This window comes from Streptomyces sp. NBC_01003 (genome assembly GCF_045162695.1).
Taxonomy (GTDB): Bacteria; Actinomycetota; Actinomycetes; order Streptomycetales; family Streptomycetaceae; genus Streptomyces.
In genome coordinates, this window is sequence record NZ_CP108707.1 from 8055138 (window position 1) to 8070395 (window position 15258).

The 15258-nt window shown below is 70.8% G+C and carries 12 protein-coding genes; all 12 read left to right on the top strand.

Annotated features, from left to right (window positions below):
* Positions 1-3 precede the first annotated feature (3 nt).
* The 12 genes from OG698_RS36765 to OG698_RS36820 all read left to right on the top strand — a co-directional run bounded on the left by OG698_RS36765 (position 4) and on the right by OG698_RS36820 (position 15209).
* Positions 4-1290, top strand: coding sequence for a dihydroorotase (locus OG698_RS36765; RefSeq protein ID WP_329575380.1), 1287 nt, complete (start codon positions 4-6; stop codon positions 1288-1290).
* Positions 1287-1943, top strand: coding sequence for a hypothetical protein (locus tag OG698_RS36770; protein WP_406108197.1), 657 nt, complete (start codon positions 1287-1289; stop codon positions 1941-1943). The genes OG698_RS36765 and OG698_RS36770 overlap by 4 nt, the downstream gene beginning before the upstream one ends.
* The gene (gene carA / locus OG698_RS36775) at positions 1940-3082 is read left to right on the top strand and encodes a glutamine-hydrolyzing carbamoyl-phosphate synthase small subunit (RefSeq protein WP_329575386.1); all 1143 of its coding nucleotides are present in this window, start codon (positions 1940-1942) and stop codon (positions 3080-3082) included. The genes OG698_RS36770 and carA overlap by 4 nt, the downstream gene beginning before the upstream one ends.
* Complete coding sequence (gene carB / locus OG698_RS36780) at positions 3075-6383, top strand: carbamoyl-phosphate synthase large subunit (RefSeq protein WP_399970873.1); 3309 nt, start codon at positions 3075-3077, stop codon at positions 6381-6383. The genes carA and carB overlap by 8 nt, the downstream gene beginning before the upstream one ends.
* A 57-nt stretch (positions 6384-6440) precedes the next feature.
* Complete coding sequence (locus tag OG698_RS36785) at positions 6441-7550, top strand: quinone-dependent dihydroorotate dehydrogenase (protein WP_406108198.1); 1110 nt, start codon at positions 6441-6443, stop codon at positions 7548-7550.
* Entirely contained in the window at positions 7547-8392 is an 846-nt protein-coding gene (pyrF, locus tag OG698_RS36790; protein ID WP_399970875.1) for an orotidine-5'-phosphate decarboxylase, read from the top strand. Before OG698_RS36785 ends, pyrF begins: the two co-directional genes overlap by 4 nt.
* A 396-nt stretch (positions 8393-8788) precedes the next feature.
* Entirely contained in the window at positions 8789-9112 is a 324-nt protein-coding gene (locus OG698_RS36795) for an integration host factor (protein ID WP_026246651.1), read from the top strand.
* A gap of 58 nt (positions 9113-9170) precedes the next feature.
* Positions 9171-9728 carry a guanylate kinase gene (gmk, locus tag OG698_RS36800; protein WP_100597426.1) on the top strand — a complete coding sequence of 186 codons (558 nt, stop codon included), beginning with the start codon at positions 9171-9173 and terminating at the stop codon, positions 9726-9728.
* Between the two features lie 91 nt (positions 9729-9819).
* On the top strand, positions 9820-10092 hold the full coding sequence (rpoZ, locus tag OG698_RS36805) for a DNA-directed RNA polymerase subunit omega (RefSeq protein WP_005319902.1): 273 nt from the start codon (positions 9820-9822) through the stop codon (positions 10090-10092).
* A 132-nt stretch (positions 10093-10224) separates the two neighbouring features.
* Complete coding sequence (coaBC, locus tag OG698_RS36810) at positions 10225-11475, top strand: bifunctional phosphopantothenoylcysteine decarboxylase/phosphopantothenate--cysteine ligase CoaBC (protein ID WP_406108199.1); 1251 nt, start codon at positions 10225-10227, stop codon at positions 11473-11475.
* Between the two features lie 249 nt (positions 11476-11724).
* Entirely contained in the window at positions 11725-12933 is a 1209-nt protein-coding gene (gene metK / locus OG698_RS36815) for a methionine adenosyltransferase (protein ID WP_406108200.1), read from the top strand.
* Between the two features lie 125 nt (positions 12934-13058).
* A complete protein-coding gene (locus OG698_RS36820; protein ID WP_406108202.1) occupies positions 13059-15209 on the top strand; it encodes a primosomal protein N' in 2151 nt (716 codons plus the stop codon).
* Positions 15210-15258: the final 49 nt, after the last annotated feature.

The window sequence follows — 15258 nt, forward strand, 5'->3', positions numbered from 1 at the left end:
ACCATGAGCAAGATCCTTATCCGAGGTGCGAAGGTGCTCGGCGGCGAGCAGCAGGACGTCCTGATCGACGGCTCCGTCATCGAGGCGGTCGGCACCGGCCTGTCCGCCGAGGGCGCCCAGGTGGTCGAGGCCGGCGGCAAGGTACTCCTGCCTGGTCTCGTCGACCTGCACACCCACCTGCGCGAGCCCGGCCGCGAGGACTCCGAGACCGTCCTCACCGGTACCCAGGCGGCCGCCTCCGGTGGCTACACCGCCGTGTTCGCCATGGCCAACACCTTCCCGGTCGCCGACACCGCCGGCGTAGTCGAGCAGGTCTACCGGCTCGGCCAGGAGCACGGCTACTGCGACGTGCAGCCGATCGGCGCCGTCACCGTCGGCCTGGAGGGCAAGAAGCTCGCCGAGCTCGGCGCCATGCACGAGTCCGCCGCCGGCGTCACCGTCTTCTCCGACGACGGCAAGTGCGTCGACGACGCCGTGATCATGCGCCGCGCCCTGGAGTACGTGAAGGCCTTCGGCGGCGTCGTCGCCCAGCACGCCCAGGAGCCCCGCCTCACCGAGGGCGCCCAGATGAACGAGGGCATCGTGTCGGCGGAGCTCGGGCTCGGCGGCTGGCCCGCCGTCGCCGAGGAGTCGATCATCGCCCGCGACGTGCTGCTCGCCGAGCACGTCGGCTCCCGTGTGCACATCTGCCACCTGTCCACGGCCGGTTCGGTCGAGATCGTGCGCTGGGCCAAGTCCCGCGGCATCGACGTCACCGCCGAGGTCACCCCGCACCACCTGCTCCTCACCGACGAGCTGGTCCGCTCGTACAACCCCGTATACAAGGTCAACCCGCCGCTGCGCACCGAGCGCGACGTGATGGCCCTGCGCGAGGCGCTCGCCGACGGCACGATCGACATCGTCGCCACCGACCACGCCCCGCACCCGCACGAGGACAAGGACTGCGAGTGGGCCGCGGCCGCCATGGGCATGGTCGGGCTCGAGACCGCCCTGTCCGTCGTGCAGCAGACGATGGTCGAGACCGGGCTGCTCGACTGGGCCGGCGTCGCCGACCGCATGTCCGTCAAGCCCGCGCAGATCGGCGGCGCCAAGGGCCACGGACGGCCCGTCTCGGCAGGTGAGCCCGCGAACCTGGTCCTGGTCGACGCCGATTACCGTGGAGCCGTGGACCCCGCCGGCTTCGCCTCGCGCAGCCGCAACACGCCCTACGAGGGGCGTGAGCTGCCCGGGCGCGTCACGCACACGTGGCTGCGGGGCAAGGCCACGCTCGTCGACGGGAAGCTCGCGTGACACGACTGACGCAACCTCTGGCAGTGCTCGCCGCCGAACAGAAGTCGGCGGACGTGACGGACTGGCCCGACCGGATCGGCTGGATCGTCGGGCTGCTCCTCTTCATCGCGCTCGTCTACTGGCTGATGCGCCAGGGCTGGAAGTGGCGCGGCACCCTCCAGGGCGACCTGCCGCCGCTCCCCACCGCGCCGTCCGCGCCCGGTCCGGCCAGACTTGAGCTGAGCGGCCGGTACCACGGCTCCACGACCGCGGGGCAGTGGCTCGACCGCATCGTGGCGCACGGCCTCGGCACCCGCAGCCGCGTCGAGCTCACGCTCACGGACGCGGGTCTGGACGTCGTACGCCCCGGGGCCACGGACTTCTTCATCCCCGTCGCACAGCTGCGCGAGGCCCGGCTCGACAAGGGCATCGCCGGCAAGGTCCTCACGGAGGGCGGTCTCCTGATCGTCACCTGGGGGCACGGGGACAAGCTGATCGACTCCGGCTTCCGCTCCGACCACGCCGCGGAGCAGGCCGAGTGGGTCGAGACCCTCAACAACATGATCGACACGAGCAGCTCAAGCAGCTCAAGCAGCTCAAGCAGCTCAAGCAGCTCAAGCAGCTCAAGCAGCTCGAGCGGCACGACCATCACGACGGAAGGCACCGCACGATGACGACCTCCACCCGGGGAGCCGCCAACGCTCCCGCCGTACTCGTCCTGGAGGACGGCCGCATCTTCCGTGGTCGCGCCTACGGGGCCGTGGGGGAGACCTTCGGTGAGGCGGTGTTCAACACCGGCATGACCGGTTACCAGGAGACGCTGACCGACCCGTCGTACCACCGGCAGGTCGTCGTGATGACCGCCCCGCACGTCGGCAACACCGGCGTGAACGACGAGGACCCCGAGTCGAAGCAGATCTGGGTCGCGGGCTACGTCGTGCGGGACCCCGCGCGCGTGCCCTCCAACTGGCGCTCCCAGCGCTCGCTCGACGAGGAGCTGCGCAAGCAGGGCGTCGTCGGCATCAGCGGCATCGACACCCGCGCCCTCACCCGCCACCTGCGCGAGCGCGGCGCCATGCGCGTCGGCATCTTCTCCGGCAACGCGCTGCCCGACGACGGCACGATGCTCGCCGAGGTGCGCCAGGCGCCCGAGATGAAGGGCGCGAACCTCGCCGCCGAGGTCGCCACCAAGGAGGCGTACGTCGTCCCCGCGATCGGTGAGAAGAAGTTCACCGTCGCCGCCGTCGACCTCGGCATCAAGGGCATGACACCGCACCGGATGGCCGAGCGCGGCATCGAGGTGCACGTGCTGCCCGCGACGGCCACGGCCGAGGACATCTACGCGGTCCGGCCCGACGGCGTGTTCTTCTCCAACGGCCCGGGCGACCCGGCCACCGCCGACGGCCCCGTCGCGGTCATGCGGGAGGTCCTCTCCCGTAAGACCCCGCTGTTCGGCATCTGCTTCGGCAACCAGATCCTCGGCCGCGCCCTCGGCTTCGGCACCTACAAGCTGAAGTACGGCCACCGCGGCATCAACCAGCCGGTGCAGGACCGTACGACCGGCAAGGTCGAGGTCACCGCGCACAACCACGGATTCGCCGTCGACGCCCCGCTCGACAAGGTCTCCGACACCCCCTTCGGCCGCGCCGAGGTCTCCCACGTCTGCCTGAACGACCAGGTCGTCGAGGGGCTCCACCTCCTCGACCAGCCGGCGTTCAGCGTCCAGTACCACCCCGAGGCAGCGGCGGGCCCGCACGACGCGGCCTACCTGTTCGATCGCTTCGTAGAGCTCATGGAGGGCCAGCGTGCCTAAGCGCACCGATATCCAGTCCGTCCTGGTCATCGGTTCCGGACCGATCGTCATCGGCCAGGCCGCCGAGTTCGACTACTCGGGCACCCAGGCCTGCCGCATCCTGCGCGCGGAGGGCCTGCGGGTCATCCTCGTGAACTCCAACCCGGCGACGATCATGACCGACCCGGAGATCGCCGACGCCACGTACGTCGAGCCGATCACCCCCGAGTTCGTCGAGAAGATCATCGCCAAGGAGCGCCCCGACGCGCTCCTGCCCACCCTCGGCGGCCAGACCGCGCTCAACACCGCGATCTCCATGCACGAGAACGGCGTCCTCGAGAAGTACGGCGTCGAGCTCATCGGCGCCAACGTCGAGGCCATCAACAAGGGCGAGGACCGCGACCTCTTCAAGGGCGTCGTCGAGGCCGTCAACGCCAAGATCGGCCACGGTGAGTCCGCCCGCTCGGTCATCTGCCACACCATGGACGACGTCATCAAGGGCGTCGACACGCTCGGCGGCTACCCCGTCGTCGTCCGCCCCTCCTTCACGATGGGCGGCGCGGGCTCCGGCTTCGCGCACGACGAGGAGGAGCTGCGCCGCATCGCCGGCCAGGGCCTGACCCTGTCTCCCACCACCGAGGTGCTCCTGGAGGAGTCCATCCTCGGCTGGAAGGAGTACGAGCTCGAGCTGATGCGCGACAAGAACGACAACGTCGTGGTCGTCTGCTCCATCGAGAACTTCGACCCGATGGGCGTCCACACGGGTGACTCGATCACCGTCGCCCCGGCGATGACGCTCACCGACCGCGAGTACCAGCGCCTGCGCGACATCGGCATCGCGATCATCCGCGAGGTCGGCGTCGACACCGGCGGCTGCAACATCCAGTTCGCGATCGACCCGGCCGACGGCCGGATCATCGTCATCGAGATGAACCCGCGCGTCTCCCGCTCCTCGGCGCTCGCGTCGAAGGCCACCGGCTTCCCGATCGCGAAGATCGCCGCCAAGCTGGCCGTCGGCTACACGCTCGACGAGATCCCGAACGACATCACCGAGAAGACGCCGGCCTCCTTCGAGCCGACGCTCGACTACGTGGTCGTGAAGGCCCCGCGGTTCGCCTTCGAGAAGTTCCCGTCCGCCGACTCCACCCTCACCACCACCATGAAGTCGGTGGGCGAGGCCATGGCGATCGGCCGCAACTTCACCGAGGCGCTCCAGAAGGCGCTGCGCTCCCTGGAGAAGAAGGGCAGCCAGTTCACCTTCGTCGGCGAGCCCGGTGACAAGACCGCGCTCCTCGAAGAGGCCGTCCGCCCGACCGACGGCCGCATCAACACCGTCATGCAGGCCATCCGCGCCGGCGCCACCCAGGAAGAGGTCTTCGAGTACACGAAGATCGACCCCTGGTTCGTCGACCAGCTCTTCCTCATCAAGGAGCTCGCGGACGAGCTGGCCGCCGCCGAGCGCCTCGATGTCGACCTGATCGCCGAGGCCAAGCGGCACGGCTTCTCCGACGCCCAGATCGCCGAGATCCGCGGCCTGCGCGAGGACGTCGTCCGCGAGGTGCGCCACGCGCTCGGTGTCCGCCCGGTCTACAAGACGGTCGACACCTGCGCCGCCGAGTTCGCCGCGAAGACCCCGTACTTCTACTCGTCGTACGACGAGGAGAGCGAGGTCGCGCCGCGCACCAAGCCCGCCGTGATCATCCTGGGCTCGGGCCCCAACCGCATCGGCCAGGGCATCGAGTTCGACTACTCCTGCGTCCACGCCTCCTTCGCTCTGAGTGACGCCGGCTACGAGACCGTGATGGTCAACTGCAATCCGGAGACCGTGTCCACGGACTACGACACCTCCGACCGCCTGTACTTCGAGCCGCTGACGCTCGAGGACGTCCTGGAGATCGTCCACGCGGAGTCCCTCGCGGGCCCGATCGCGGGCGTCGTCGTCCAGCTCGGCGGCCAGACCCCGCTGGGCCTGGCGCAGGCACTCAAGGACAACGGCGTACCGGTCGTGGGCACCCCGCCCGAGGCCATCCACGCCGCCGAGGACCGCGGCGCCTTCGGCCGCGTCCTCGCCGAGGCCGGACTGCCCGCGCCCAAGCACGGCACGGCGACCACCTTCTCCGGGGCCAAGGCCATCGCCGACGAGATCGGCTATCCGGTCCTCGTCCGCCCGTCGTACGTCCTCGGCGGGCGCGGCATGGAGATCGTGTACGACGAGACCCGCCTCGCCTCGTACATCGAGGAGTCCACGGAGATCTCCCCGTCCCGTCCCGTGCTCGTCGACCGCTTCCTCGACGACGCGATCGAGATCGACGTGGACGCGCTCTACGACGGTCACGAGCTCTACCTCGGCGGCGTCATGGAGCACATCGAGGAGGCCGGTATCCACTCCGGCGACTCGGCGTGCGCCCTGCCCCCGATCACGCTGGGCGGCTTCGACATCAAGCGCCTGCGTGCCTCGACCGAGGCCATCGCCAAGGGCGTCGGCGTCCGCGGCCTGATCAACATCCAGTTCGCCATGGCCGGCGACATCCTGTACGTCCTCGAGGCCAACCCCCGCGCCTCGCGCACCGTGCCCTTCACCTCGAAGGCGACCGCGGTGCCGCTCGCCAAGGCCGCCGCGCGCATCTCGCTCGGCGCGACCGTGGCCGAGCTGCGCGCGGAGGGCCTGCTCCCGAAGACCGGCGACGGCGGCACGCTGCCGCTGGACGCGCCGATCTCCGTCAAGGAGGCCGTGATGCCGTGGAGCCGCTTCCGCGACGTCCACGGACGCGGCGTGGACACCGTCCTCGGCCCGGAGATGCGCTCCACCGGCGAGGTCATGGGCATCGACTCGGTCTTCGGCACGGCGTACGCCAAGTCGCAGGCCGGCGCGTACGGCCCGCTGCCGACGAAGGGCCGCGCGTTCATCTCGGTCGCCAACCGGGACAAGCGCACGATGATCTTCCCGGCGCGCGAGCTCGTCGCCCACGGCTTCGAACTGCTCGCCACGTCCGGCACCGCCGAGGTGCTGCGCCGCAACGGCATCAACGCCACGGTCGTGCGCAAGCTCAGCGAGGGCGAGGGCCCGAACGGCGAGAAGACCATCGTCCAGCTCATCCACGACGGCCAGGTCGACCTGATCGTCAACACCCCGTACGGCACGGGCGGCCGCCTCGACGGCTACGAGATCCGTACGGCGGCGGTGGCGCGCAGCGTCCCGTGCCTGACCACGGTGCAGGCCCTCGCGGCCGCCGTACAGGGCATCGACGCCCTCAACCACGGTGACGTGGGCGTCCGTTCACTCCAGGAACACGCGGAACACCTGACCGCGGCCCGCGACTAGCAGCCCACAGAGGGGGACATCGGAAACGGTGTCCCCCTCCGTGTGAGGACACCCACGATGTACAAACTCTTCTTCAACCTCGTCTTCAAGCGCATGGACCCGGAGCAGGCCCACTACCTGGCCTTCCGCTGGATCCGCCTCGCGGCCCGCGTCCCCGTGCTCCGCACGCTCGTCGCCGCCGTCCTCGCGCCCCGCCACAAAGAGCTGCGCACGGAGGCCCTCGGCCTGCGGATGCACGGCCCCTTCGGGCTCGCCGCCGGCTTCGACAAGAACGCCGTCGCGATCGACGGCATGACGATGCTCGGCTTCGACCACATCGAGATCGGCACCGTCACGGGCGAGCCGCAGCCCGGCAACCCCAAGAAGCGCCTGTTCCGCCTCGTGCCGGACCGCGCGCTGATCAACCGCATGGGGTTCAACAACGAGGGCTCCGCGGCCGTGGCGGAGCGCCTGGCGGCCCGCAGGCCCGCCTTCAGGGCCACGGTCGGCGTGAACATCGGCAAGACCAAGGTCGTGCCCGAGGAGGAGGCGGCCGGCGACTACGTGAAGTCGACCGAGCGGCTCGCCGCCCACGCCGACTACCTCGTCGTGAACGTCTCCTCGCCGAACACGCCCGGCCTGCGCAACCTCCAGGCGACCGAGGCGCTGCGCCCGCTCCTGACCGCCGTGCGCGAGGCCGCCGACCGCACCGTCACCTCGCGCCGCGTCCCCCTCCTCGTGAAGATCGCCCCCGACCTCGCCGACGAGGACGTCGACGCCGTCGCCGACCTGGCGGTGGAGCTCGGCCTCGACGGGATCATCGCCACGAACACCACCATCGCGCGCGACAGCCTCGGCCTGGCCTCCGACCCGTCCCTCGTGAAGGAGACCGGCGGCCTGTCCGGCGCACCCCTCAAGGCACGCTCCCTGGAGGTCCTCAGGCGCCTCTACGCGCGCGTGGGGGAGCGGATCACCCTGGTGGGCGTCGGCGGCATCGAGAACGCCGAGGACGCCTGGCAGCGCATCCTCGCCGGCGCCACCCTCGTCCAGGGCTACAGCGCCTTCATCTACGAGGGCCCCTTCTACGCCCGGGCCATCCACAAGGGCCTCGCCGCCCGCCTGAACACCTCGCCGTACGCCACCCTCGCCGACGCCGTCGGCGCCGACGTGAAGAAGGCCCACGCATGACGGTTCTCGAACCCTTCGGCGCCCGCCTGCGCCGCGCCATGGACGAGCGCGGCCCCCTGTGCGTGGGCATCGACCCGCACGCGGCGCTCCTGTCGGCATGGGGCCTGAACGACGACATCGACGGCCTGGAGCGCTTCACGCGGATCTCGGTCGAGGCGCTCGCCGACACGGTCGCCGTCGTCAAGCCGCAGTCGGCGTTCTTCGAGCGCTTCGGCTCGCGCGGCGTCGCCGTCCTGGAGCGCGCCGTCGCGGACCTGCGCGCCGCCGGCACGCTGGTCGTCATGGACGCCAAGCGCGGCGACATCGGCTCCACCATGGCCGCGTACGCGGAGACCTTCCTGCACAAGGACTCCCCGCTCTTCTCGGACGCCCTCACCGTCTCGCCGTACCTCGGCTACGGGTCCCTGAAGCCGGCCGTCGACCTGGCCCGCGAGTCCGGCGCCGGGCTCTTCGTCCTCGCCCTGACCTCCAACCCGGAGGGCGGCGAGGTCCAGCACGCCGTACGCGCCGACGGGCGCAACGTGGGCGCGACGATGCTCGCCCACCTCTCCGAGGAGAACGCGGGCGAGACGCCCATGGGCTCCTTCGGCGCGGTCGTCGGCGCGACGCTCGGGGACCTGTCCTCGTACGACCTGGACATCAACGGTCCGCTCCTCGCCCCGGGCATCGGCGCCCAGGGCGCGACCCCGGCGGATCTGCCGGCCGTCTTCGGCGCGGCCGCGCGCAACGTCGTCCCGAACGTCAGCCGTGCCGTCCTGAAGGCGGGCCCCTCGGTCGCCGCCCTGCGCGACGCGTCGGTCCGCTTCGCCGACGAGGTCCGCGCGGCGGTCGCCGTCGGTTGACCCGATCGGGTCACGGATTCGCGGCTGTTCGAGGTGCTGAGAGGCGCCGCCGAGGTGCGAAAAGGGTCCTCGCGGGGGTCCGCGGGAGCCTCCTTGACCATTCCGTGATGTTTCAACGGGGCCTCGGGGAGGGGCTCGCACACGGATCCGGGCAGAAATCCGGGGCTATATGTCTGTAATGTCGGGCTCGACGGAGGCTGACCAGGACTTTTCGTCTGTTCTCGCTGACTCAGGCGGTCCTGGCCGCTAGTCTCCGTCGAGTGGGGGCACCTCCCACGCTCTCAAGGCAGTGGGGGAGAAACGGGCGAGCGTATTGCTCGTTGCTCCCCAGGTGAGGGGCGACTAGGTTCCTCACCGGTCCGTATCCGACAGTTCGACATCCGAGGTGACGTAGGCGTGGCTCTTCCGCCCCTTACCCCTGAACAGCGCGCAGCCGCGCTCGAAAAGGCCGCCGCGGCTCGCCGGGAGCGGGCCGAGGTCAAGAATCGACTCAAGCACTCCGGCGCCTCCTTGCACGAGGTCATCAAGCAGGGTCAGGAGAACGACGTCATCGGCAAGATGAAGGTCTCCGCCCTCCTTGAGTCCCTCCCCGGCGTGGGCAAGGTCCGCGCCAAGCAGATCATGGAGCGACTCGGAATTTCCGAGAGCCGCCGCGTGCGTGGACTCGGTTCCAACCAGATCGCGTCCCTGGAGCGCGAGTTCGGCAGCACCGGCGCCTAGTCCTCCGTGCCCGGACCGACTGGTCCGGGCATGCGGGGATAGCTGGAATAATCGCTGCATGAGTGAACGTCCGCGGCTGACCGTGCTCTCCGGCCCCTCCGGGGTCGGCAAGAGCACGGTCGTCGCTCATATGCGCAAGGAACACCCCGAGGTCTGGCTGTCGGTTTCGGCCACCACCCGCAAGCCGCGCCCCGGCGAGAAGCACGGTGTCCACTACTTCTTCGTCACCGATGAGGAAATGGACAAGCTGATCGCCAACGGCGAGCTGCTGGAGTGGGCCGAGTTCGCGGGCAATCGGTACGGGACCCCGCGCCGGGCCGTCCTGGACCGTCTCGAGTCGGGCGAACCCGTCCTCCTCGAGATCGATCTCCAGGGCGCCAGACTCGTCCGCGAGTCGATGCCCGAGGCGCAGCTGGTCTTCCTCGCCCCGCCGAGCTGGGAGGAGCTGGTCCGCCGGCTCACCGGCCGGGGGACCGAGGCCCCCGAGGTGATCGAGCGCAGACTCGCGGCCGCCAAGGTCGAGCTCGCAGCCGAAGCGGAGTTCGATACGACCCTGGTCAACACCTCCGTCGAAGACGTGGCCCGTGAGCTGCTAGCCTTGATGAGAGTTGTTTGATCTTCGATCTATTTGTGATCTCGAATTCCGCCGGAGCAATCCCGCGTTTCCTTGATCACATGTGATCTTCAATCCCATCGGAAGGCAGAGAGTGTCCTCTTCCATTACCGCGCCCGAGGGCATCATCAACCCGCCGATTGATGAGCTGCTCGAGGCGACCGACTCGAAGTACAGCCTCGTGATCTACGCCGCCAAGCGCGCGCGTCAGATCAACGCGTACTACTCGCAGCTCGGTGAGGGCCTGCTCGAGTACGTCGGCCCGCTGGTGGACACCCACGTCCACGAGAAGCCGCTCTCGATCGCGCTCCGCGAGATCAACGCGGGGCTGCTGACGTCCGAGGCCATCGAGGGTCCGGCTCAGTAAGCAATCAGTTTTTCTTGGCCACAGGCCCGGCAGCGCGACTGTCGGGCCTGTGGTGTGTCATGGAGTCGTACGTCTCCGAGGGGAGTCGTACGTTCCCGAGTGCGGGAATCCGAGTGCGGGGAGGCACGGACCGTGGACAAGCCCAAGGTCGTTCTGGGGGTCAGTGGCGGAATCGCCGCCTACAAGGCGTGCGAGCTCCTGCGCCGGCTGACCGAGTCGGGGCACGACGTACGCGTCGTGCCGACGGAGTCCGCCCTGCACTTCGTGGGGGAGGCGACCTGGTCGGCGCTGTCCGGCAACCCCGTCTCGACCGAGGTCTGGGAGTCCGTGCATGAGGTCCCGCACGTGCGCATCGGCCAGCACGCCGACCTGGTGATCGTCGCGCCCGCGACCGCCGACATGCTCGCCAAGGCCGCGCACGGCCTCGCCGACGACCTCCTCACGAACACGCTCCTGACCGCCCGCTGTCCGGTCGTCTTCGCCCCCGCCATGCATACGGAGATGTGGGAGCACCCGGCGACGCGGGAGAACGTGGCCACGCTCCGCCGCCGCGGCGCCATCGTCATCGAGCCCGCCGTCGGCCGCCTCACCGGCGTCGACACGGGCAAGGGCCGCTTCCCCGACCCGGTGGAGATCTTCGAATTCGTCCGTCGGGTCCTCGCGCGCGGCGATCTGGCGACCACCCAGGACCTCGCCGGACGGCACGTCGTCATCAGCGCAGGCGGCACCCGCGAGCCCCTCGATCCGGTCCGCTTCCTCGGCAACCGCTCCTCGGGCAAGCAGGGTTACGCCCTCGCCCGCACGGCGGTCGCCCGCGGCGCCCGTGTCACCCTCTTCGCGGCGAACGCGACGCTGCCCGACCCGGCCGGCGTCGACGTCGTCCACATAGGGACGGCAGTAGAGCTGCGCGAGGCCGTCCTCGAGGCGGCGCCGGAGGCGGACGTGGTGGTCATGGCGGCAGCCGTGGCCGACTTCCGCCCCGAGACGTACGCCACAGGGAAGATCAAGAAGAAGGACGGGCAGGAGCCGGAGCCCATCGTCCTGGTCCGTAACCCGGACATCCTCGCCGAGCTCTCGGCGGACCGGCCGCGCCCCGGGCAGATCGTCGTCGGCTTCGCCGCGGAGACGGACGACGTCCTCGCCAACGGCCGCAAGAAACTGGCCCGCAAGGGCTGTGACCTGCTCGTGGTCAACGAGGTGGGGGAGCGCAAGACCTTCGGCTCCGAGGAGAACGAAGCCGTTCTGCTCGGCGCGGACGGCAGCGAGACCCCGGTCCCGTACGGTCCGAAGGAAGTGCTCTCCGACACGATCTGGGACGCGGTCGCCCGGCTGCTGCCCATCGGCGACGCGCGGGCCGTGGAGCGGATCTACGACGGCGAGTGAATGCCGCTTTCGCTCCAGCGGAGGTCCCGAACCGCACGAAGCCATTACAATTCGGACACGTTCGCCTCTTCCTAAGAGCGATCGTCGTACCGCAGAATGCAGTGCCGCTGGTCACAGCGCTCCCAAGTGGCGAGACGCGTGGTCCGACGGCCGAGAGTGACCGATAAACTGGTCACGGACGACGCCGGGCGCAGCCCCCGGCCGTCCGCAAATGATCAGCCAGCAGCCGCTGCAACCACAGGGAGCGTTGTGTCCCGTCGCCTGTTCACCTCGGAGTCCGTGACCGAGGGTCACCCCGACAAGATCGCTGACCAGATCAGCGACACCATTCTTGACGCGCTTCTGCGGGAGGACCCGACCTCCCGGGTCGCCGTGGAGACGCTCATCACCACGGGCCTCGTGCACGTCGCCGGTGAGGTCACGACCAAGGCGTACGCGCCGATCGCGCAGCTCGTGCGCGAGAAGATCCTCGAGATCGGCTACGACTCCTCGAAGAAGGGCTTCGACGGCGCCTCCTGCGGCGTGTCGGTGTCCATCGGCTCGCAGTCCCCCGACATCGCCCAGGGCGTCGACACGGCGTACGAGTCGCGTGTCGAGGGTGACGAGGACGAGCTCGACAAGCAGGGCGCGGGCGACCAGGGCCTGATGTTCGGCTACGCGTGCGACGAGACGCCCGAGCTGATGCCGCTCCCGATCCACCTCGCGCACCGCCTCTCGCGGCGCCTGTCCGAGGTTCGCAAGAACGGGACGATCCCGTACCTGCGCCCCGACGGCAAGACCCAGGTCACCATCGAGTACGACGGCGACAAGGCCGTCCGCCTCGACACGGTCGTGGTCTCCTCCCAGCACGCGTCGGACATCGACCTCGAGTCGCTGCTCGCCCCCGACATCCGCGAGTTCGTCGTGGAGCACGTCCTGGGCCAGCTCGTCGAGGACGGCATCAAGCTGGACACCGACGGCTACCGCCTTCTGGTGAACCCGACCGGCCGCTTCGAGATCGGCGGCCCGATGGGCGACGCCGGCCTGACCGGTCGCAAGATCATCATCGACACGTACGGCGGAATGGCCCGCCACGGCGGCGGCGCCTTCTCCGGCAAGGACCCGTCGAAGGTCGACCGCTCCGCCGCGTACGCGATGCGCTGGGTGGCCAAGAACGTCGTGGCCGCCGGTCTCGCCTCGCGCTGCGAGGTGCAGGTCGCGTACGCGATCGGCAAGGCCGAGCCCGTCGGCCTGTTCGTCGAGACCTTCGGCACGGCGACGGTGGACACGGACAAGATCGAGCAGGCGATCAGCGAGGTCTTCGACCTCCGCCCCGCCGCGATCATCCGCGACCTCGACCTGCTCCGCCCGATCTACGCGCAGACCGCCGCGTACGGCCACTTCGGCCGCGAGCTTCCCGACTTCACGTGGGAGCGCACGGACCGCGTGGACGCGCTGCGCAAGGCCGCGGGTCTCTAAGCGGGACCCCGCGGCGGACGACGCCTGTACGTGAACGGCCCCGGACCGGTTCGGTCCGGGGCCCTCGCGCGTCTTCGCCCCCATCGCGGCGGCCGCTGTCAGTGCGGTCTGGTAGGAATTTGGCTGTGAGCAGCGAGAACGGGCAGGGCGACGGCGGTGGTGAGGGTGCGCCGCCCGAGCAGCTTGCGCTGATTCGGGAGAGTGTGCGGCAGGCCAAGGTGCCGCGGGCCAAGCCGCGTACGTGGCGGGGGGCCGCGCTCGCCAAGGAGCTGCCCGTGGCCCGGGTGCTCGTCGACAAGGGCGTGCTGCATCTCGACCGGTACTTCGACTACGCGGTGCCCGAGGAGCTCGACGCCGACGCGCAGCCGGGTGTGCGGGTGCGGGTGCGGTTCGGCGCCGGGAAGCACTCCGTGCGGGACGGGCGCCGCGAGGGGGGCGGGCTGATCGACGGGTTCGTCGTCGCGCGGGTCGCCGAGTCCGCGTACCAGGGGCCGCTGGCCGCCCTCGCGCAGGTCGTGTCGCCCGAGCCCGTGCTCGGGGAGGAGCTGCTCGGCCTCGCCCGCGCCGTCGCCGACCGGTACGCGGGAAGCCTCGCCGACGTGCTCCAGCTGGCCGTCCCGCCGCGGAACGCGCGCGCCGAGAAGAAGCCGTCGCCCGAGCCGCTCCCGCCTCCGCCGGCGCCGGACGCGGGGAGCTGGCGGCGGTACGAGCGCGGGCCGGGCTTCCTGGACGCTCTCGCGTCCGGAGGCGCCCCCCGGGCCGTGTGGAACGCGCTGCCCGGACCCGAGTGGGCCGACGAAGTGGCGCGCGCCGTCGCCGCGACGCTCTCCTCCGGGCGCGGGGCCCTGGTCGTGGTGCCCGACGGGCGGGCGGTCGCGCGGGTCGACGCCGCGCTGAGCACCGTACTCGGCGAGGGACGGCATGCCGTGCTGACCGCCGACGCGGGTCCCGAGAAGCGGTATCGCGAGTGGCTCGGGGTGCGGCGCGGGTCGGTGCAGGCGGTCGTGGGGACGCGGGCCGCGATGTTCGCCCCCGTGCGAGACCTGGGGCTCGTGGTCATTTGGGACGACGGGGACTCCAGCCATGCGGAGCCGCATGCTCCGCAGCCGCACGCGCGCGATGTGCTGCTCTTGCGGGCGGCGCACGACAAGTGCGCGTTCCTGCTGGGGAGTTGGAGCTGCACGGTCGAGGCCGCGCAGCTCGTCGAGAGCGGTTGGGCCGCGCCCCTCATTGCTGGTCGTGAGCAAGTACGGGGCGCCGCACCCCTCGTACGGACCGTGGGGGACGGGGACCTCGCGCGCGACGAGGCGGCGCGGGCCGCGCGACTGCCGACGCTCGCGTGGCAGGTGGTGCGGGAAGGGCTGAAGAGCGGGCCGGTTCTGGTGCAGGTGCCGCGGCGCGGATATGTGCCGCGGCTCGCGTGCGAGCGGTGCCGCGAGCCCGCGCGCTGCCGCCACTGCGCCGGGCCCCTGGAGGCGAGCGAGGGGACCGCCGCCCTCCAGTGCGGCTGGTGCGGGCAGGAGGAGAGCGCCTGGCAGTGTCAGGAGTGCGGGGGGTTCCGGCTGCGGGCGCAGGTCGTGGGCGCGCGCAGGACGGCGGAGGAGCTGGGGCGGGCGTTTCCGGCGGTGCCGGTGCGCACGTCCGGGCGGGAGCAGGTTCTCGATACGGTGCCGGGGGCGCCGGCCCTGGTGGTGAGTACGCCGGGCGCGGAGCCGGTGGCCGAAGGCGGGTACGCGGCCGCGCTGTTGCTCGACGGCTGGGCGATGCTGGGCCGCCCCGACCTGCGGGCGGGGGAGGACGCGCTGCGGCGCTGGATCGCGGCGGCCTCGCTGGTCAGACCGCAGGGGACGGGCGGCACGGTGGTGATCGTGGCCGAGCCGACGCTGCGTCCCGTGCAGGCGCTGGTGCGGTGGGACCCGGTGGGGCACGCCGTGCGGGAGCTCTCCGAGCGGGCCGAGCTCGGCTTTCCTCCGGTGTCGCGGATGGCGGCGGTGTCGGGTGCGCCCGAGGCGCTCGCCGGGTTCCTGGCGGCAGTGGAACTGCCGGGTGACGCCGAGGTGTTGGGCCCTGTCCCGGTGCCGGACGCGGCGCCGGGACCGTCACGCCGTCCCGGTGCGCCGCCGCCGGGGGAGCACTGGGAGCGCGTGCTGGTCAGGGTCCCGCCCGGCAGCGGCGCGGCACTCGCGTCGGCGCTGAAGCATGCTCAGGCGGCCCGGATGGCCAGGGGCGGCACGGAGCCGGTACGGGTGCGGGTGGATCCGCCGGACATCGGCTGAGGTGGTGGACGTGGCGCGGGTGGCGCACCCGGAGCGGCCGGTGGCGATC